Source organism: Gemmobacter fulvus (assembly GCF_018798885.1).
GTDB lineage: Bacteria > Pseudomonadota > Alphaproteobacteria > Rhodobacterales > Rhodobacteraceae > Gemmobacter > Gemmobacter fulvus.
In genome coordinates this window covers 70,749-87,322 of sequence record NZ_CP076362.1, presented here as the reverse complement: position 1 = coordinate 87,322, position 16,574 = coordinate 70,749, and the positions used below count along the sequence as shown (strand labels likewise).

At 66.6% G+C, this 16,574-nt stretch carries 18 protein-coding genes; 7 read left to right on the top strand and 11 right to left on the bottom strand.

Features of this window, described 5'->3' with window-relative positions; translation table 11 throughout:
* Nucleotides 1-22 precede the first annotated feature (22 nt).
* Genes xsc through pta form a run of 3 tightly spaced genes read left to right on the top strand, consistent with a single transcriptional unit; the run spans nt 23 to nt 3,917 of the window.
* Entirely contained in the window at nt 23-1,804 is a 1,782-nt protein-coding gene (gene xsc / locus KM031_RS16775; RefSeq protein ID WP_215505357.1) for a sulfoacetaldehyde acetyltransferase, read from the top strand.
* A 60-nt stretch (nt 1,805-1,864) separates the two neighbouring features.
* Entirely contained in the window at nt 1,865-2,878 is a 1,014-nt protein-coding gene (locus KM031_RS16770; RefSeq protein WP_215505358.1) for a YeiH family protein, read from the top strand.
* A gap of 4 nt (nt 2,879-2,882) precedes the next feature.
* Entirely contained in the window at nt 2,883-3,917 is a 1,035-nt protein-coding gene (gene pta / locus KM031_RS16765; protein WP_215505359.1) for a phosphate acetyltransferase, read from the top strand.
* 4 nt (nt 3,918-3,921) lie between these two features.
* On the opposite strand, the gene KM031_RS16760 is transcribed toward pta, so the two are convergent.
* A complete protein-coding gene (locus KM031_RS16760; RefSeq protein ID WP_215505360.1) occupies nt 3,922-4,956 on the bottom strand; it encodes a GSU2403 family nucleotidyltransferase fold protein in 1,035 nt (344 codons plus the stop codon).
* A 166-nt stretch (nt 4,957-5,122) separates the two neighbouring features.
* Between KM031_RS16760 and KM031_RS16755 the strand changes: the two genes are divergently transcribed.
* The 4 genes from KM031_RS16755 to KM031_RS16740 all read left to right on the top strand — a co-directional run bounded on the left by KM031_RS16755 (nt 5,123) and on the right by KM031_RS16740 (nt 7,826).
* Entirely contained in the window at nt 5,123-5,485 is a 363-nt protein-coding gene (locus KM031_RS16755; RefSeq protein ID WP_215505361.1) for a hypothetical protein, read from the top strand.
* A 161-nt stretch (nt 5,486-5,646) separates the two neighbouring features.
* Complete coding sequence (locus KM031_RS16750; RefSeq protein ID WP_215505362.1) at nt 5,647-6,168, top strand: YcnI family copper-binding membrane protein; 522 nt, start codon at nt 5,647-5,649, stop codon at nt 6,166-6,168.
* Nucleotides 6,169-6,282: 114 nt separating this feature from the next.
* Entirely contained in the window at nt 6,283-6,696 is a 414-nt protein-coding gene (locus KM031_RS16745; protein ID WP_215505363.1) for a copper resistance CopC family protein, read from the top strand.
* On the top strand, nt 6,597-7,826 hold the full coding sequence (locus tag KM031_RS16740; protein ID WP_215505364.1) for a CopD family protein: 1,230 nt from the start codon (nt 6,597-6,599) through the stop codon (nt 7,824-7,826). The genes KM031_RS16745 and KM031_RS16740 overlap by 100 nt, the downstream gene beginning before the upstream one ends.
* A gap of 12 nt (nt 7,827-7,838) precedes the next feature.
* Here the strand turns inward: KM031_RS16740 and KM031_RS16735 are convergent, their stop codons facing one another.
* From KM031_RS16735 to KM031_RS16690, 10 genes are all read right to left on the bottom strand, one after another.
* On the bottom strand, nt 7,839-8,528 hold the full coding sequence (locus tag KM031_RS16735) for an ABC transporter ATP-binding protein (protein WP_215505365.1): 690 nt from the start codon (nt 8,526-8,528) through the stop codon (nt 7,839-7,841).
* Nucleotides 8,525-9,274 (bottom strand): ABC transporter ATP-binding protein, encoded by a 750-nt coding sequence (locus KM031_RS16730; RefSeq protein WP_215505366.1) that lies wholly within the window; start codon nt 9,272-9,274, stop codon nt 8,525-8,527. The genes KM031_RS16735 and KM031_RS16730 overlap by 4 nt, the downstream gene beginning before the upstream one ends.
* The gene (locus KM031_RS16725; protein WP_215505367.1) at nt 9,267-10,247 is read right to left on the bottom strand and encodes a branched-chain amino acid ABC transporter permease; all 981 of its coding nucleotides are present in this window, start codon (nt 10,245-10,247) and stop codon (nt 9,267-9,269) included. Before KM031_RS16725 ends, KM031_RS16730 begins: the two co-directional genes overlap by 8 nt.
* Nucleotides 10,248-10,250: 3 nt before the next feature.
* Nucleotides 10,251-11,162 (bottom strand): branched-chain amino acid ABC transporter permease, encoded by a 912-nt coding sequence (locus KM031_RS16720; RefSeq protein ID WP_215505368.1) that lies wholly within the window; start codon nt 11,160-11,162, stop codon nt 10,251-10,253.
* A gap of 63 nt (nt 11,163-11,225) precedes the next feature.
* Entirely contained in the window at nt 11,226-12,374 is a 1,149-nt protein-coding gene (locus KM031_RS16715; protein ID WP_215505369.1) for an ABC transporter substrate-binding protein, read from the bottom strand.
* A 65-nt stretch (nt 12,375-12,439) separates the two neighbouring features.
* A complete protein-coding gene (locus KM031_RS16710) occupies nt 12,440-14,077 on the bottom strand; it encodes an AMP-binding protein (RefSeq protein WP_215505370.1) in 1,638 nt (545 codons plus the stop codon).
* Between the two features lie 84 nt (nt 14,078-14,161).
* The gene (locus KM031_RS16705; RefSeq protein ID WP_215505371.1) at nt 14,162-14,557 is read right to left on the bottom strand and encodes a RidA family protein; all 396 of its coding nucleotides are present in this window, start codon (nt 14,555-14,557) and stop codon (nt 14,162-14,164) included.
* Nucleotides 14,554-14,967, bottom strand: a complete 414-nt coding sequence (locus KM031_RS16700) for an acyl-CoA thioesterase (protein ID WP_215505372.1) — start codon at nt 14,965-14,967, stop codon at nt 14,554-14,556. Before KM031_RS16700 ends, KM031_RS16705 begins: the two co-directional genes overlap by 4 nt.
* Nucleotides 14,967-15,419 carry a cupin domain-containing protein gene (locus KM031_RS16695; RefSeq protein WP_215505373.1) on the bottom strand — a complete coding sequence of 151 codons (453 nt, stop codon included), beginning with the start codon at nt 15,417-15,419 and terminating at the stop codon, nt 14,967-14,969. The genes KM031_RS16700 and KM031_RS16695 overlap by 1 nt, the downstream gene beginning before the upstream one ends.
* Nucleotides 15,416-16,570, bottom strand: a complete 1,155-nt coding sequence (locus tag KM031_RS16690; protein WP_215505374.1) for an acyl-CoA dehydrogenase family protein — start codon at nt 16,568-16,570, stop codon at nt 15,416-15,418. Before KM031_RS16690 ends, KM031_RS16695 begins: the two co-directional genes overlap by 4 nt.
* Between the last annotated feature and the right edge of the window lie 4 nt (nt 16,571-16,574).

Sequence of the window (16,574 nt, the reverse complement as noted above, 5' to 3'; positions counted from 1 at the left end):
GCGCGGATCGAGGAGACACGCCATGAAAATGACCACCGAAGAAGCCTTCATCAAAGTGCTGCAAATGCACGGGATCGAACATGCGTTCGGCATCATCGGCTCTGCCATGATGCCGGTTTCGGATCTGTTCCCCAAGGCGGGGATCACCTTCTGGGACTGCGCGCATGAAACCAATGGCGGCCTGATGTGCGACGGCTACATCCGCGCCACCGGCAAGATGGCTATGGCCATCGCCCAGAACGGCCCCGGCGTGACCGGCTTTGTGACCGCAGTGAAAACCGCCTACTGGAACCACACCCCGATGCTGCTGGTGACGCCGCAGGCCGCCAACAAGACCATCGGCCAGGGCGGTTTCCAGGAAATGGAACAGATGCGCCTGTTCACCGACAGCGTGTGTTATCAGGAAGAAGTGCGCGACGCGACGCGCATCCCCGAAGTGCTGAACCGGGTGATCCTGAAGGCGCTCCGCGGCTCGGCCCCGGCACAGATCAACATCCCGCGCGATATGTGGACGCAGGTGATTGATGTCGACCTGCCGCAGATCGTGCGCTTTGAACGCCCGGCGGGCGGCGAAGGGGCGGTGACCGAGGCCGCGCGCCTGCTGTCCGAGGCCCGGTTCCCGGTGATCCTGTCGGGGGCGGGCGTGGTTCTGTCGGGGGCCATCCCGGATCTGACCGCGCTGGCAGAACGGCTGGATGCGCCGGTCTGCTCCAACTACCAGCACAATGACAGCTTCCCCGGCACGCATCGGCTTGCCATGGGTCCGTTGGGCTACAACGGCTCGAAAGCGGCGATGGAGCTGATCGCCAAGGCCGATGTGGTGCTGGCGCTTGGCACCCGGCTCAACCCCTTCTCCACCCTGCCCGGCTATGGCATCGACTATTGGCCGCGCGAGGCGAAGATCATCCAGGTGGATATCAATGCCGACCGCATCGGCCTGACCAAGAAGGTCGCCGTGGGGATCGAAGGCGATGCCGCCAAGGTGGCACGCGGGATTCTGGCGCAGCTCTCCGGCACCGCAGGCGACGAGGGCCGTCAGGCCCGGCGCGACCTGATCGCACAGACCAAATCCCGCTGGGCGCAGGAACTGTCGAGCCTCGATCACGAGCAGGATGATCCGGGCACCGTCTGGAACGAAGAGGCCCGCGCCCGCGATGCCGGGCTGATGAGCCCGCGTCAGGCCTGGCGCGCGATTCAGGCGGCTGTGCCCGCCGATGCCATCATCTCGTCCGACATCGGCAACAACTGCGCCATCGGCAATGCCTATCCCGCCTTCGAGCAGGGCCGCAAATATCTGGCCCCGGGCCTGTTCGGCCCCTGTGGGTATGGCTTCCCGTCGATCCTTGGCGCGAAGATCGGTTGCCCCGACACGCCGGTGATCGGCTTTGCGGGCGACGGTGCCTTCGGCATTTCGATGAACGAGATGACCGCCTGTGGCCGCGAGGACTGGCCCGCCATCACCATGGTGATCTTCCGCAACTATCAGTGGGGTGCCGAAAAGCGCAACACGACGCTGTGGTATGACAACAACTTTGTCGGCACCGAACTGGACCGCGAAACCTCGTATGCCGGGATCGCGCGAGCCTGCGGCGCACATGGCGTGCAGGTGCGCAGCACCGAAGAGCTGACCGAGGCGCTGCGCGCGGCGGTCGATCGTCAGATGAAGGCCAAGGAAACCACCTTCATCGAAGTGCTGCTCAATCAGGAACTGGGCGAGCCGTTCCGCCGCGATGCGATGAAAAAGCCGGTCGTCGTGGCAGGCATCAGCCGCGAGGACATGCGCCCGCAAACCGGCGCGCTGTAATCCGATCCGGCGCGCGGCCCGTCTGTGGCCGCGCGCCCTCCCCTCCCCCGGAGCATTCCCATGATCACCGCCCTTGCGCCCGCGCAGTCCCGTATCCGGGGGCTGTTTCCGGGGTTTATCGTTTCGGTCCTTGTGGCCGCCACTGCACAGTTCCTGTCGGAACATTACGGCGCGCCGGCGATGCTGCTGGCGCTGCTGCTGGGCCTGTCGCTCAACTTTCTGGCCGAGGATGGCACGCGCACGGCGGCGGGCATCGCCGTCACCTCGCGCACGGTGCTGCGCCTGGGCGTGGCACTGCTGGGCGCGCGCGTCTCGGTCGAGATGCTGGGCGATCTGGGTGCGGGGCTGATTGCGCTGGTTGCGGGCGGCGTGGGGGCCACCATCCTGTGCGGGCTGCTGTTGGCCCGCATCTTCGGGCGCGGCTGGCGCTTTGGCCTGCTGACCGGCGGGTCCGTGGCGATCTGCGGTGCCTCGGCGGCCATGGCGATTGCCGCCATCCTGCCGAAACATGAAAAATCCGAACGCGATCTGGTGTTCACCGTGCTGTCGGTCACGGTGCTGTCGACCGTGGCGATGGTGGTCTATCCGATGCTGTCCGCCGCTCTGGGCCTGACCCCGCTGGAAGGTGGCGTGTTCATCGGCGGCACGATTCACGATGTGGCACAGGTGGTCGGCGCGGGCTTTTCCGTCGGGCAAGAAACCGGCGAGACAGCGACGCTGGTCAAGCTGATCCGGGTGTCGATGCTGGCGCCGGTGGTGCTGGGGGCCTCGCTGCTGATCCGTGCCAGCGGCGCAGCGGCGGTGGATGGCAAGCGCCCGCCGCTGCTGCCGGGCTTCGTGCTGGGCTTCATCGCGCTGGCCGCGATCAATTCGCTGGGCCTGATCCCGCCCGTGGTGTCCGAGGCGGCGGGCGCGCTGTCCCGCTGGGCGCTGCTCATCTCCATCGCCGCCGTGGGCATCAAGACCTCGCTGGCGCGGATGCTGGATGTCGGCCCCGCTGCCATCGCCATGATCGTCGCCGAGACGGTGTTCATTGGCGCGTTTGTCCTTCTCGGCCTGCACATGATGGGATGAACCAATGAAACCGCTGGACCAGATCTTCGCCACCGCCCGCGCCGAACCCCGCCATATCCTGCTGCCCGAAGGCCATGATGCGCGGATTCAGGCCGCCGCCGTGCAGGCCACGGCGCAGGGGCTGGCACGCATCACCCTGCTGGGCGATCCCGCCCGCATCGCCGCCGATCTGGGGACAGAGGCAGAGGGGATAAGTGTGATCGACCCGGCCCATGCCGCCGATCTGGATCTGCTGGCCGCCGAATGTCACCGGCTGCGCAGCCCCAAGGGCGTCAGCGCCGAACAGGCGCGCACGCTGGCCGCCGATCCGCTGGTGCAGGCGGCCCTGCGGGTGCGGCTGGGGCTGGCCGATGGCACGGTGGGCGGCGCGGTGGCGACCACCGCCGATACGGTGCGCGCCGCGCTGCAATTCATCGGGCGCGCGCCCGGCATTGCGACCGTCTCCAGCTTTTTCCTGATGCTGTCCTGTGGCCCGGAGACCCGCATCAAGGGCGGCATGATCTTTGCCGATTGCGGGCTGGTCGTCGCCCCCGATGCGCAGGAACTGGCGGCGATTGCCCGCGCCTCTGCCGCCTCGGCCCGCGCGCTGCTGCGCGACACGCCGCGCGTGGCGCTGTTGTCCTTTTCCACCGCCGGGTCGGCGGAACATGCCAGCCTGACCCGCATCCGCGAGGCGCTGGCGCTGGTGCGCGCGGCAGAGCCGGAGTTGGAGATCGACGGTGAGATTCAGTTCGACGCCGCGCTGGATGATGAAATCCGCCTGCGCAAGGCGCCGGACAGCCGTCTGTCGGGGCGGCCCAATGTGTTTGTGTTCCCCGATCTCGCCTCGGGCAATATCGGCTACAAGATCGCGCAGCGGCTGGGCGGGCTGTCGGCCATCGGCCCGATCCTGCAAGGGTTGGCCCGCCCGGCCAATGACCTGTCGCGCGGCTGCACGCCCGAGGATGTTCTGGCCGCCATCGCGGTGACGGCGGTGCAGGCGGGCGAGGCAGATCTGCGTCTGCGCCAGACTGCCGCCCAGGAATCTGCCGCCCAATAACCGGCTACCACTGCGGCGTGCTGCGGGCGGGGGGATCGTCTGCCGCAAGGGCCCGCCGCAGATCGCCGGGCAGACCGCGCAGGAAGGCGGCATCCAGCGGAAATTGTGGCAGGTGCTGGCGCAGCACGCGCAGCATCACCGCCGCCTGTTCGCGGTCGCGCAGCTTTTTCGCCGGGTCGCGGTCCTCGCGTCCCGCAAGCCAGAGCTTGTGCGCCATCCAGTGCCGCGGATCGGGGCAGCGCATCGGCGCGGGAAAACCGCGTTCGTCCAGCACCACCACCTCGACCGCCGGGGCATGGACCAGCCATTGCAGCCCGATCACCGGCGCAGGCTCCACATCCCCCGCCACCAGCGGATCGGCCCCGGGCATCTTGCGGAACACCGGCTTCGGCTCTGGCCGCACGAATTCGATCATGTAACCCTTGTCATTGGTCAGCCGGAAATCACGCGCGCCGCGCGGCAGGAAGGTCTTGTCGACACTGTCCTGAATCAACCGGATCAGGCCGATTTCCTGATCGTCCTCGGCCAGAAGCCGCAGCTTGTTGCGGTCGTCCACCAGAATGTCGATGTCGCCCGTGGCGGTGCTGGCGGCGTTGAAGCGCAGCCCGGCCAGCGCCTCGTAGGCATAAAGCGCGGTGGTGCCGATCACCCGCACGGCGACATGGCGGCCCTGAACGCGCAGGCTGCGCAGCGTGCGCGCGGCCATCACCGGCAGCCGCCCCGCCCCCAGCGCACGCAGGATGGCGGCCTGCTGCTCCATCTCGGTCGCAAGGCTGGACAGGCGCGCGGCATTGGCCGCCTTGCCGGCGTGAAAGGCGGCAAAGATCTGCTCTGTCGCCTCGGACCGGGGACCAAGGGATTTCACCACAGCGCGTTTGCGGCTATAGAGATAGTCGCGGCCGCTGCGCTGTTCCCAGCGCAACGAGCCCCGAAAGCTGTGGCGTTTCTGATCCTCGGCGTCGATCCAGGCGGACCAGATCTGGCCCATTTCAATCTGTTCGCGCAGGGTTCTTGCATCTAACGTATTGAATTCCATCATTTTGGTAATCTTTCATCCCATTTCGATGGTCACGTTACCAAATTACATGAAATCAAGGTTTTGCACAGAAATTTCTTGCGACACCGACCGCCGGTCGGGTGTCAAGCTGCCGCAGGCGGCAACAAAGGGCTTTTTCACGGCGGCGTGACTTGCTACACTTTTGCCCATGCGCATGCCGTCCCGCCAATACCTGACCGGAATCCTCCTGACGCTGGTTCTGGGCATTGCGGTGCTGATGTCGGGCTTTGCGCACAAGATGCCTGCCGCACAGGATACCGCGCTGGCCAGCTTTGTGATGGCGGGCGGCGATCTGGCCGACATCTGCAATGACAGCGGCAAGACGCATCAGATGCCCGGCGGCTGCGATGCCTGTCGTCTGGTGGGGGCCGCCGTTCTGGCCGAGCCGGTGCTGTGCCCGGTGGCGGTGGAGCGCGTCATTGCCGCCACGATCCTGATTCCCGCCCAGACCCATGCCGCCCGTGCGCCCCGCGACCCGGCGCTTGGCGGGCGTGCGCCCCCGTTGGCCTGATCTGCCTGCAATCTGTGGGCAGTGATCTGCGGGTGTAACCCGCAACGGCCCGCTGCCGCGCAGTCCCCTGCCCGTCCCTGATCCCAAATCGCTGCACCGCACGGCCCATTCAGGTCGTCGGGCTGCTCCTCTTTCCCACCCCTGAGCAAAGGATTTGCCTCATGCTGAAAACTCTTGTCCTCACCTCCGTTCTTGCTGCTGCCGCCTCGGTCGCCTCGGCCCATGCCACACTGGAAAAACAGGAAGCCCCAGCCTCTTCCACCTACAAGGGTGTGATGCGCATCGGCCATGGCTGCGGCACCGAGCCGACGCTGAAAGTGCGCATCCAGATCCCCGAAGGCGTGATCGCGGTGAAACCGATGCCGAAGCCGGGCTGGACGGTGGAAATCGTCAAGGGCGCTTATGCCAAGACCTATGATTACTACGGCACGCCGATGACCGAAGGCGTGAAGGAACTGGTCTGGACCGGCGAATTGTCGAACGATCACTACGACGAATTCACCTTCCGCGGCAAACTGACCGAGGATCTGGCGGTCGGCTCCACCGTCTATTTCCCGACCGTGCAGGAATGTGCCAATGGCGCGGAACGCTGGATCGAGATTCCCGCCGAAGGCCAGAACCCCGATGATCTGGAAGGCCCGGCCCCCGGGCTGAAGCTGATCGAAGCCACCCACGCACATTGATGTTTCGTATTGAAGGCAGGCGGGGCGCGGAGGCGTCTGCGCCCCGCCTGCCTTCGTTCGGCCCCGCCCGGTGCAGCCGCTCCGGGCGGGGATCCGCCAGACAAAAGTGATCCCATGCGTATCCTGTCCTCTTTGCTGCTGCTGGTGCTGCTGTTCATCGCACCTGTTGCCCATGCCCATGCCCAGCTTCAGAAAAGCCTGCCCACCGCCGAGGCGGTGATCGCGGCGCTGCCCGACAGCGTGACCCTGACCTTCAGCGAACCCGTGGCCCCGCTGGTGCTGCGCTGGATCTTGCCCGATGGCCGCGAGGTCGATGCCGAAGCCAGCCTGCGCGGCAATGATCTGGTTGTGGTCCCGACCGAGGCCGGGGCGGGCAGTTACCTGCTGAGCTGGCGCGTCGCCTCGACCGATGGGCATCCGATGGCCGGGTGCTGGTGTTTGCCGTGGGCGCGCCGTCGCGCAGCGATGCGGCTGCGGCCCCCGAGGGCGCATCGGCGGCTTGGGCGGCGGCGGGGCGGTTTGCGCTGACGCTGCTGCTGGTGATCAGCGTGGGCGCCGGGGTGTTTGACCGGGTGGTCGCACCGCTGGCCTCTGGCACCCGGCGGCTGGGCATCGTCGCAGCCGGGCTGGCGCTGCCCGCCGCCGGGCTGGCGCTGGGGCTGCATGGGCTGGACATGCTGGGCCTGCCGCTGTCCCGGTTGCTGGAGGCCGCGCCCTGGCAGGCCGCCGTCGCCGCCCCGGTGGCGCGCAGCATCGCGCTGGCCGCGCTGGCCGCCGCCCTTGGGCTGGTGGCGCTGGTCACGCGCGGCAAGGCACTGGCGCTGCTGGCCTGGGCGCTTGCCGCGCTGTCTTTCGCGGCTTCGGGCCATGCCGCCGAGGCACCGCCGCGCTGGTTTTCAGGCCCGGTTCTGGCGCTGCATGGCGTGGCGCTGATCTATTGGCTGGGCGCGCTGCCGCCGCTGCTGGCCGGGCTGCGCGCAACAGATGCCACCGCAAGGTTGCGGCGGTTTTCGGCGCTGGCGGTGCCGATGGTCATCCTGCTGATCGGCAGCGGCGCGGCACTGACAGTGCTGCAAGCCGGGTCGGTGGCGGCGCTTCTGGTCAGTGGCTGGGGCCAGATCCTTGCGGCAAAGCTGGCGCTGGTCGGGCTGTTGCTCGGCCTTGCCCTCTGGAACCGCGTGGCGCTGACCCCGGCGCTCAGCAGTGCCGCACCCGATGCGCCCGCCCGGCTGCGCCGCAGCATCACGGCGGAACTTGTGCTGTGCGTCGCCATTCTGGCGCTGGCCTCGGCCTTCCGGCTGACCCCGCCGCCGCGCATCGCCGCCGCCGTGGTTCCGGTCAGCGTGCATCTGCACGGCACTGCCGCCATGGCGGATCTGGAGCTGTCGCCCGGGCGCGCGGGCCGCAACACTGTCACGCTCGGCTTTGCCGATGGCGATTTCAATTCCTTGACTCCGCTGGAGGTGCGGCTGCGCTTCACTGATGCCGCGCGCGGCCTTGGCCCGATTGAAACCCATGCCACCGCCCAGCCGGATGGCCAATGGCGCAGCCCGCCCGTCACCCTGCCCGGCCCCGGCCCGTGGGAAGTGGTGCTGGACATCCTGATTTCCGATTTCGCCAAAACCCGCCTCAGCCAGCAGATCCTGCTGGCCCCCTGAGGCCCGGCAGGATCAGACGCCCAGATACCGGTCGGTCAGATCGGGGCCAAGTGCCGCGATCTGACCCTGCCAGACCGTGCTGCCGCGTTCCACGATGACGGCGCGGTCTGCGACCGAGGCGATTTCCTTCAGCGATTTGTCGACCAGCAGGATCGACAGGCCCTCGGCCTTCAGCTGCCGCACCCCGGCCCAGATCTCTTGCCGCACCACCGGGGCCAGCCCTTCGGTGGCCTCATCGAGGATCAGCAGGCGCGGATTGGTCATCAACGCACGACCGATGGCCAGCATCTGTTGCTCGCCCCCCGACAGGGTGCGCGACACCTGCCCCATGCGTTCCTGCAAACGCGGGAACAGCGCGCAGACCCGCGCCATATCCCATGCGCCGGGACGCGCCGCGACGGTCAGGTTTTCGGCCACGGTCAGCGGCGCGAAACAGCGCCGCCCCTCGGGCACCAGCCCCACCCCCAGCCGGGCCACGCGCGGGGCCGACAGCGCCGCCACATCCTGCCCCGCCACCCGCAGACTGCCGCCGGAATGGGGCAACAAGCGGCTGATGCAGCGGATGGTCGTGGTCTTGCCCATGCCGTTGCGGCCCATCAGCGCCACCACCTCGCCTTCGTCCAGCGTCATCGAGATGCCGAACAGCGCCTGCACCGGGCCATAGCCCGCCGTCAGCCCCTCGATCTCCAACAGCCGCGTCATGCGTCTTCTCCCAGATAGGACCGGCGCACCTGCGGGTTGGCGCGGATCTCGGCCACGCTGCCGCTGGCGATGATCTTGCCATAGACCAGCACCGAAATGCGGTCGGCCAGCGCGAACACCGCGTCCATGTCATGTTCCACCAGCAGGATCGGCGCTTCGGTCCGCAGATCCGACAGGATCGCGGTCAGCTGCTTGCCGCCCTCCAGCCCCATGCCCGCCATCGGCTCATCAAGCAGAAAGGCGCGCGGGCGCAGTGCCAGCGCCATCGCGATTTCCAGCTTGCGCCGCTCGCCATGCGACAGTTCCGCCGCCCGCGTCTGCTGCCGCCCCTGCAACCCCGCCTGCCCGATGTGGAACATCGCGGGTTCCGTCAGGTTGCGGTCGCGCAGCACCGGCAGATGAAAGCGGAACACATGGCCACTGGCCCCGGCCACCGCCAGCACCACATTTTGCAGCACGGTGAAATCGGGGATGATCGACGACACCTGAAAGCTGCGCGCCAGACCCAGACGGGCGCGGGCGGCCGTATCCAGCCGGTCGATCTGCTGGCCCTCGAACCGGATGGTGCCAGCATCGGGCCGCACCTCGCCGACGATCTGTTTGATCAGCGTGGATTTGCCTGCGCCGTTCGGCCCGATCAGCGCATGAATCTCGCCCGGCCGCAGATCGAGGCTGACATCATCGGTGACGGTCAGCGCGCCATAAGCCTTGCGCAGACCCTGGATTTGCAACACGGGTTCAGACATGACGGCCCCTCCGGCTCAGCAGCCCCAGCACGCCGCCGGGCGCGAACAGCACGATCCCCAGCAGCAGCAGCCCGAGCAGCGCCTGCCAGTAATCGCTGATCCCGCCCAGCAGATGTTCCAACAGGATAAAGATCGCGGCCCCGGCCACCGGCCCGCACAGCCGCCCCACCCCGCCGAGGATCACGAACACCATGATCTCGCCCGACATGTGCCAGGACAGCATCGCCGGGCTGACAAAGCGGTTGAGATCGGCATAAAGCGCGCCCGCCAGCCCGACGATCATGCCCGACAGCACAAAGGCGGTCAGCCGGATCGCATAGGGACGGATGCCCACGGCCACGGTGCGCTGGCTGTTCTGTCGCGCCGCTTGCAGCGCAAGGCCAAAGCGGCTTTGCGTCACCACGGCGGTGAAGATCAGCGCCAACCCCAGCAGCGTGGCGCAGATGGCAAAGTAATGCAGTGGCGAAAACGGATTGAGGCCGGGAAAGTTGTTGCGGGTGTAAAAGCTCAGCCCGTCTTCGCCACCATAACGCGGCCAGCTGATCGCGAAGTAATAGAGCATCTGCGCGAAGGCCAGCGTGACCATGATGAAATAGACCCCGCTGGTGCGCAGCGACAGCGCGCCGATTGCCAGCGCCGCAAGGCCGGCCGCCGCCATCGCCACCGGCCAGATGCCCAGCATGTCGGTGCTGCCCATCACGGTGAAGGGCAATGTCAGCACCGGGGTGCCTGCGGCGGCATGGCTAGCAAAGATGCCGGTCACATAACCGCCGATGCCAAAGAAGGCGGCATGGCCAAAGGACACAAGGCCGCCATAGCCAAGCGCGAGGTTCAGCCCCACCCCCGCCAGCGCAAAGATCGCGGCCTTGGTGGCCAGCGTGACGGTAAAGCCCTGCCCCGCCACATGCGCCAGCAGCGCCGTGGCAACCAGCGCGCCGAAAATGGTGATGTTCAGGATCGTGTCGCGGTTCATGGATCAGCCCCTTGCCCCGTAAAGCCCCTGTGGCCGCCAGATCAGCACCACCGCCATCAGGATATAGATCAGCATCGAGGCGACCGACGCGCCGACGGTATTGGCGCTGGACGGTGCCATCACCTGCGCAAACAGCCCCGGCAGCAGCGCCTTGCCCAGCGTATCGGTCAGCCCGACCAGCAGCGCCCCCACCAGCGCGCCCTTGATCGAGCCGATACCGCCAATGACGATCACGACAAAGGCGAGGATCAGCACCGGCTCGCCCATGCCCACCTGCACCGACTGGATCGCGCCGACCAGCGCCCCCGCCAGCCCGGCCAGCGCCGCGCCAAGGGCAAAGACGATGGTGTAGAGCTTGGCAATATCGACACCAAGCGCGCCGATCATTTCGCGGTCAGCCTCGCCCGCGCGGATGCGGATTCCAAGCCGCGTGCGGGTGATCAGCAGCCACAGCCCGATCGCAACCGCCGCACCAACGCCGATGATGACCAGCCGGAACAGCGGATACTGCAACCCGCCGGGCAAGGTGATCGCCCCCGACAGCAGCGGCGGCAGGGTCAGATACAGCGGGAACGAGCCGAACACCCAGCGCGTGCCTTCGGAAAACACCAGGATCAGCGCAAAGGTCGCCAGCACCTGATCCAGATGGTCTCGGGCATAAAGCCTTCGGATCACCACCATTTCCACCAGCGCGCCGGCCGCCGCCGCCGCCGCGAGGCTCGCCACCAGCCCCAGCCAGAACGAGCCGGTCGCCGCCGCCACCCAGGCGCAGGCAAAGGCCCCGATCATGTAAAGCGAGCCATGCGCCAGATTGATCAGCCCCATGACACCGAACACCAGCGTCAGGCCCGCCGCCATCAGAAACAGCATCATCCCGTATTGCAGGCCGTTCAGGGCCTGTTCCGCCAGAAGCATCACGCGCTTCCTTTCCTCATGCTCGGGGAAGGCGGGCCGGGGATGCCCCGGCCCCACCAGGGATCACATCTTGCACTGATCGGCGTAGGCATCGCCCCGGTCGGTCATCGCGGTGCCGATGATCTTGTTGGTCAGCACATCACCCTCTTTCACCACTTCGCGGACATAGATGTCCTGGATCGGGTGCTGGTTCGGGCCAAAGCGGAACTTGCCGCGCACGCTGGCAAAATCGGCGGCGGCGAGGGCGGCGCGGAAGGCCTCGGTATCGCCCACATCGGCCTTGGCACTGGCCGAGATCAGCAGGTTCGCCGTGTCATAGGCCTGTGCGGCATAAAGCGAGGGCAGACGGTCATATTCGGCCTGAAACCCTTCGACAAAGGCCTTGTTGGCGGCGTTGTCCAGATCCTTGGCCCATTGCGCGGTGTTCTTCACGCCCAGGGCGGCATCGCCCACGGCGGGCAGAATGTCCTGGCTGAAGCTGAAGGCCGGGCCGATCACCGGCTTGCCCACACCCGATTCCGCATATTGTTTCATGAAGGCGATGCCCATGCCGCCCGGCAGGAAGAAAAACACCGCATCCGCATCCGAAGCGCGGATCTGAGCGATTTCTGCCGCGTAATCGGTCTGACCGACCTGGGTATAGACCTCGTTCACCACCTCGCCGGTGTAGAAGCGCTTGAAGCCCGCCAGCGAATCCTGCCCTGCCGGATAGTTGGGGGCCATGATGAAGGTCTTGTCGATGCCCGCGCCGCTGGCATAGGCCCCTGCCGCCTCGTGCAGGTTGTCATTCTGATACGAGACCGAGAAATACTGCGGATTGCAGCCCGCCCCGGCCAGCGCCGAAGGCGCGGCATTGGTCGACAGGTAGAACTTGCCCTGCCCCACCGCTGCTGGCACCACCGCCATGGCGAGGTTGGACCAGACGATCCCGGTCAGCACATCAACCTGATCGGACTGGATCATCTTGTCGGCGATCTGCACCGCGATATCGGGTTTCTGCTGGTCATCCTCGATGATCAGCTCGATCCCCTTCGCGGCATCGCCCGCCTGTTTCAGCGCCAGCAGAAAGCCGTCGCGCGTATCCACACCCAGACCCGCGCCGCCACCCGACAGGGTGGTGATCATGCCGACCTTCACCCCTTCGGCCTGCGCCATGCCGAGGCCAAGCGCCAGCGCCGCAATCGTGCCCATCAATCCGGTTTTCAGTTTCATCCTGTTGGCTCCCTGTTGGTTCTTGTTCAGTCTTGCGTTTTTGCGGGCCTTGCCAAGCCCAACCGTCAGCTCCGCCCCTCAAGCAGGCGGAATCGCTGTATCTTGCCGCTTTCGGTCTTGGGCAGTGCTGCGGTGAACACCACCCGGCGCGGATATTTGAACGGGGCGATCACCGATTTGACGTGATCCTGCAAGGCCTTGGCCATGGCGGCATCGCCCACGCAGCCCGCGCGCAGCACCACATGCGCCTCGACGATCTGGCCGCGCTCGGCATCGGGCGCGCCCACGACCGCGCATTCCAGCACATCGGCATGGGCCAGCAGCGCCGCCTCCACCTCTGGCCCGGCGATGTTGTAACCTGCCGACAGGATGATGCCATCGGTGCGGGCGGCAAAGTGGAAATAGCCCGCCTCATCCTGCCAGAAACTGTCGCCGGTCAGGTTCCAGCCATCCTTGACGTAATCGCGCTGCTTTTCCGGTGCGTTCAGGTAACGGCACCCCACCGGCCCGCGCACCGCCAGACGGCCCGTCTGCCCGCGCGGCAATTCGGCCCCGTCCGGCCCGATGACGCGCGCCTCATACCCCGTCAGCGGCCGCCCGGTGCAGGCGGGGTGGCTGTCGCCAAAGCGGTTGGACAGGAAGATATGCAGCAGTTCCGTCGATCCGATGCCATCAAGCATCGGCTTGCCGGTCTTGGCGATCCATTCGTCATAGACCGGCCCCGGCAGGGTTTCGCCCGCCGAAACCGCCGCGCGCAGACTGCTCAGATCCGCGCCTTCCTCCATCGCGCGCAACATCACACGATACGCGGTCGGCGCGGTGAAACAGACGGTCGCGCGGTATTTCTGGATGATCTCGATCATATTGGGGGGCGAGGCATTTTCCAGCAGCGCCGCCGAGGCCCCAAAGCGCAAGGGAAACACCGCAAGCCCCCCCAGCCCGAAGGTGAAGGCCAAGGGCGGCGAGCCGACAAACACATCCTCGGGCTGCACATCCAACACTTCCTTGGCATAGGCATCCGCGATGATCAGGATGTCGCGGTGAAAGTGCATCGTGGCCTTCGGCTCTCCCGTCGTGCCCGAAGTGAAGCCGAGCAGCGCCACATCATCCCGCCCGGTCTGAACCGCCTGCAATTGCACCGGCTTTGACAGCGCCGCCCGGTCCAGTTCGGCATCGTGATTGGCGGTGCCGTCAAAGCCGACCACGGTTTTCAGAAAGCCGCTGTCCTTGGCCGCCAGCGCCAGCTCGTCCATCAGCCGCGTGTCACAGAGCGCATGGCTGATTTCGGCCTTGTCGATGATCTTGGCCAATTCGCCCGCCCGCAGCATCGGCATGGTGTTCACCACCACCGCCCCCGCCTTGGTTGCCGCCAGCCAGCAGGCCACCATCGCCGGATTGTTGGCGCTGCGGATCAGCACCCGGTTGCCGGGCTTGACGCCGTAATCCTCGATCAGCGCATGGGCGATGCGGTTGGTCCAGTCGGTCAGCTCCTTGTAGGTGCGCATCCGCCCGTTGCCGATCAGCGCCGGGCGGTCGCCATGCCCCGCCGCCACCATGCGGTCGGTCAGCTCCACCGCCGCATTGAGCCGGTCCGGGTAGGCAAACCCCTCCAGCCGCAGCTCGGGCCACAGATCGGCGGGCGGAAGGTTGTCGCGCGTGAACGTGTCGGTATGGGCCGACGGGCCGAGCGGATGGCCTCTCATCTTCGGTCTCCCTGTCTGGAGGATGTCAGCGGGGCCGGGCCTCTGACGTGCCCTGTGCCCCGGAATGGCGTGCAGCCGCCCCGCTTACGGGATGACGGCGGTCGCTTCGATTTCAACCTTGGCCCGGTCCTCGACCAGCGCCACCACCTGCATCAGGGCCATGGCCGGATAATGCTTGCCGATCACCGCCTTGTAGACGCGGCCCAGGTCTTTCAGATTGTCCAGGTATTCGGCCTTGCTGGTCACATACCAGGTCAGCCGCACCAGATGCTCCGGCCCGGCCCCGGCCTCGGCCAGCACGGCGATGATGCCGCGCAGCGCCGCCTCCACCTGGCCCACGAAATCATCCGTCTCGAATTCCTGATCGGCATTCCAGCCGATCATGCCGCCGGTGAACACCATCCGGCCCGTGGCGGCGATGCCATTGGAATAGCCCGGCGTCGCCTTCCACCCTTTCGGGTGCAGCACCTCATGTGTCATGCCTCTGCCTCCTTGAATTCTGTCAGCCGCTGCCGGATCGGATCGGGCCAGACCGCGGCCTGCCCTTCAGGTGTGATCCAGACCAGCGTCAGATCGACCTCCATCCGGGTTTGCGCCCCGACCGCCGCCCGGATCTGCACCGCAACGCTGGTCCGCCCGATCCGCTTCACCTCCAGCGTGAAGGCCAGCCGGTCCCCCAGCCGCGAAGGCGCGCGAAAATCGGCCTCGATCCGCACCGTCGGCACACCCGCATGTTCCTCCATCGTGATCCGCGCAAAGGGATAGCGCAGAACATCGGCAAAGAAATTCTCGACAACCGAATTGGTCATCTCGAAATAGCGGGGGTAAAACACGATGCCCGCCGGGTCGCAGTGGTTGAATTCGACCGGAATTTCGCGCGCATACAACATCAGTCATTCGCCTCGGGCGGCAGGAAATCCACCTCATGCCGGGCCGAGGTGGCAATCACCGCCGGAATATCCGTCATGTTGTGCAGCTGTTCGAACAGCGCGCGCAACTGCCCGGCGGGCGAAACCCAGAACAGCGCCCGTGCCGGCTTGTCGGATTTGTTGAAATAGCCATGCGGCACCCCGCGCGGCATCCGCACCAGATCACCGGCCTTGGCCACCGACCAGACGCCATCCAGCTTCACATGAAGCTCGCCCTCCTGCACCAGGATGAATTCATCCTGCGTCGGATGCACATGCACCGGCACGAACTGGCCCGCCTCGCTGTTGGTTTCAAAGGCGAAACTCGACCCGCAATCGGCCTTGGGGAAATAGCGCTGGCCAAGGATATTCCATTCGATCCCCTCCAGCCCTTCCACCGCCCGCGTGATGCCGCCCTGCAATGATTGTGTCATCCGATCCCTCCCGGTTCTGCCAGCACATTCCGCGCAATGACCAGCTTTTGCACATCGCTCGCACCTTCATAGATGCGCAGCGCGCGGATTTCCCGATACAGGCTTTCCACCGCAAAGCCGTGGCGCACCCCGTCGCCGCCATGCAGTTGCAGCGCGGTGTCGATCACCCGCTGCGCCGCCTCGGTGGCGTAAAGCTTGGCCATCGCGGCCTCGCGGCTGACCCGCGCCGCGCCTTGGTCCTTGGTCCAGGCGGCGCGATAGACCAGCAGCGCCGCCGCATCGATCTCCAGCGCCATATCGGCCAGATGGCCCTGCACCATCTGATGATCGGCCAGACAGCCACCACCCACACGCGACCGCTGCACCCGAACCAACGCCTCGTCCAATGCGCGGCGCGCAAACCCCAGCGCCGCCGCCCCCACGGTGGCGCGGAACACATCCAGCACCGACATGGCGATCTTGAACCCCGCCCCTGGCGCCCCGATCCGCGCGCTGTCCGGCAGGATCACCCCGTCGAGCCGCAGATGCGCCAGCGGATGCGGCGCGATCACCGCGATCCGCGCCACCACCTCCAGCCCCGGCGCATCGGCCGGCAACAGAAAGGCCGAAAGGCCCTTGGCCCCCGGCCCCTCGCCGGTGCGGGCAAAGATCACATAGACATCGGCAATGCCGCCGTTGGAAATATAGGTCTTCTCGCCGGTCAACCGATAGCCACCCGGCACCCGCTCGGCCGTGGTCGCCGTCTGCGCCACATCCGATCCGGCCCCCGGTTCGGTCAGCGCAAAGCCAGCAATCGCCCCACCACTCCGCGTCCGCTCCAGCCAGCCGCGCTGCGCAGGCGTGCCGAACAGCGATACCGCCCCCATGCCAAGCCCCTGCATGGCAAAGGCAAAATCGGCCAGACCATCGTGCCGCGCCAGCGTCTCGCGGATCAGGCACAGGCTGCGCACATCCAGCACCTCGCCCTCCCCCGCTGCACTGTGCTGCAACCAGCCCGCCGCCCCCAGCCCTGCCACCAGATCGCGGCAGGCCGCATCGGCATCGCCATGATCCACCGGCAGATGCGTGCCGCACCATGCCTCCAGCGCCGCCTTCAGGCTGCGGTGCCGGGGCTCGAAAAACGGCCAGTCCAGAAAGCTGCGATCTGCCATATCC

Excerpts from the sequence above, each read along its gene's own strand:
- xsc (WP_215505357.1), top strand. The coding sequence starts at position 23 with ATGAAAATGACCACCGAAGAAGCCTTCATCAAAGTGCTGCAAATGCAC.
- KM031_RS16770 (WP_215505358.1), top strand. The coding sequence starts at position 1,865 with ATGATCACCGCCCTTGCGCCCGCGCAGTCCCGTATCCGGGGGCTGTTT.
- pta (WP_215505359.1), top strand. The coding sequence starts at position 2,883 with ATGAAACCGCTGGACCAGATCTTCGCCACCGCCCGCGCCGAACCCCGC.
- KM031_RS16760 (WP_215505360.1), bottom strand. The coding sequence starts at position 4,956 with ATGATGGAATTCAATACGTTAGATGCAAGAACCCTGCGCGAACAGATT.
- KM031_RS16755 (WP_215505361.1), top strand. The coding sequence starts at position 5,123 with ATGCGCATGCCGTCCCGCCAATACCTGACCGGAATCCTCCTGACGCTG.
- KM031_RS16750 (WP_215505362.1), top strand. The coding sequence starts at position 5,647 with ATGCTGAAAACTCTTGTCCTCACCTCCGTTCTTGCTGCTGCCGCCTCG.
- KM031_RS16745 (WP_215505363.1), top strand. The coding sequence starts at position 6,283 with ATGCGTATCCTGTCCTCTTTGCTGCTGCTGGTGCTGCTGTTCATCGCA.
- KM031_RS16735 (WP_215505365.1), bottom strand. The coding sequence starts at position 8,528 with ATGACGCGGCTGTTGGAGATCGAGGGGCTGACGGCGGGCTATGGCCCG.
- KM031_RS16730 (WP_215505366.1), bottom strand. The coding sequence starts at position 9,274 with ATGTCTGAACCCGTGTTGCAAATCCAGGGTCTGCGCAAGGCTTATGGC.
- KM031_RS16725 (WP_215505367.1), bottom strand. The coding sequence starts at position 10,247 with ATGAACCGCGACACGATCCTGAACATCACCATTTTCGGCGCGCTGGTT.
- KM031_RS16720 (WP_215505368.1), bottom strand. The coding sequence starts at position 11,162 with ATGCTTCTGGCGGAACAGGCCCTGAACGGCCTGCAATACGGGATGATG.
- KM031_RS16715 (WP_215505369.1), bottom strand. The coding sequence starts at position 12,374 with ATGAAACTGAAAACCGGATTGATGGGCACGATTGCGGCGCTGGCGCTT.
- KM031_RS16710 (WP_215505370.1), bottom strand. The coding sequence starts at position 14,077 with ATGAGAGGCCATCCGCTCGGCCCGTCGGCCCATACCGACACGTTCACG.
- KM031_RS16705 (WP_215505371.1), bottom strand. The coding sequence starts at position 14,557 with ATGACACATGAGGTGCTGCACCCGAAAGGGTGGAAGGCGACGCCGGGC.
- KM031_RS16700 (WP_215505372.1), bottom strand. The coding sequence starts at position 14,967 with ATGTTGTATGCGCGCGAAATTCCGGTCGAATTCAACCACTGCGACCCG.
- KM031_RS16695 (WP_215505373.1), bottom strand. The coding sequence starts at position 15,419 with ATGACACAATCATTGCAGGGCGGCATCACGCGGGCGGTGGAAGGGCTG.
- KM031_RS16690 (WP_215505374.1), bottom strand. The coding sequence starts at position 16,570 with ATGGCAGATCGCAGCTTTCTGGACTGGCCGTTTTTCGAGCCCCGGCAC.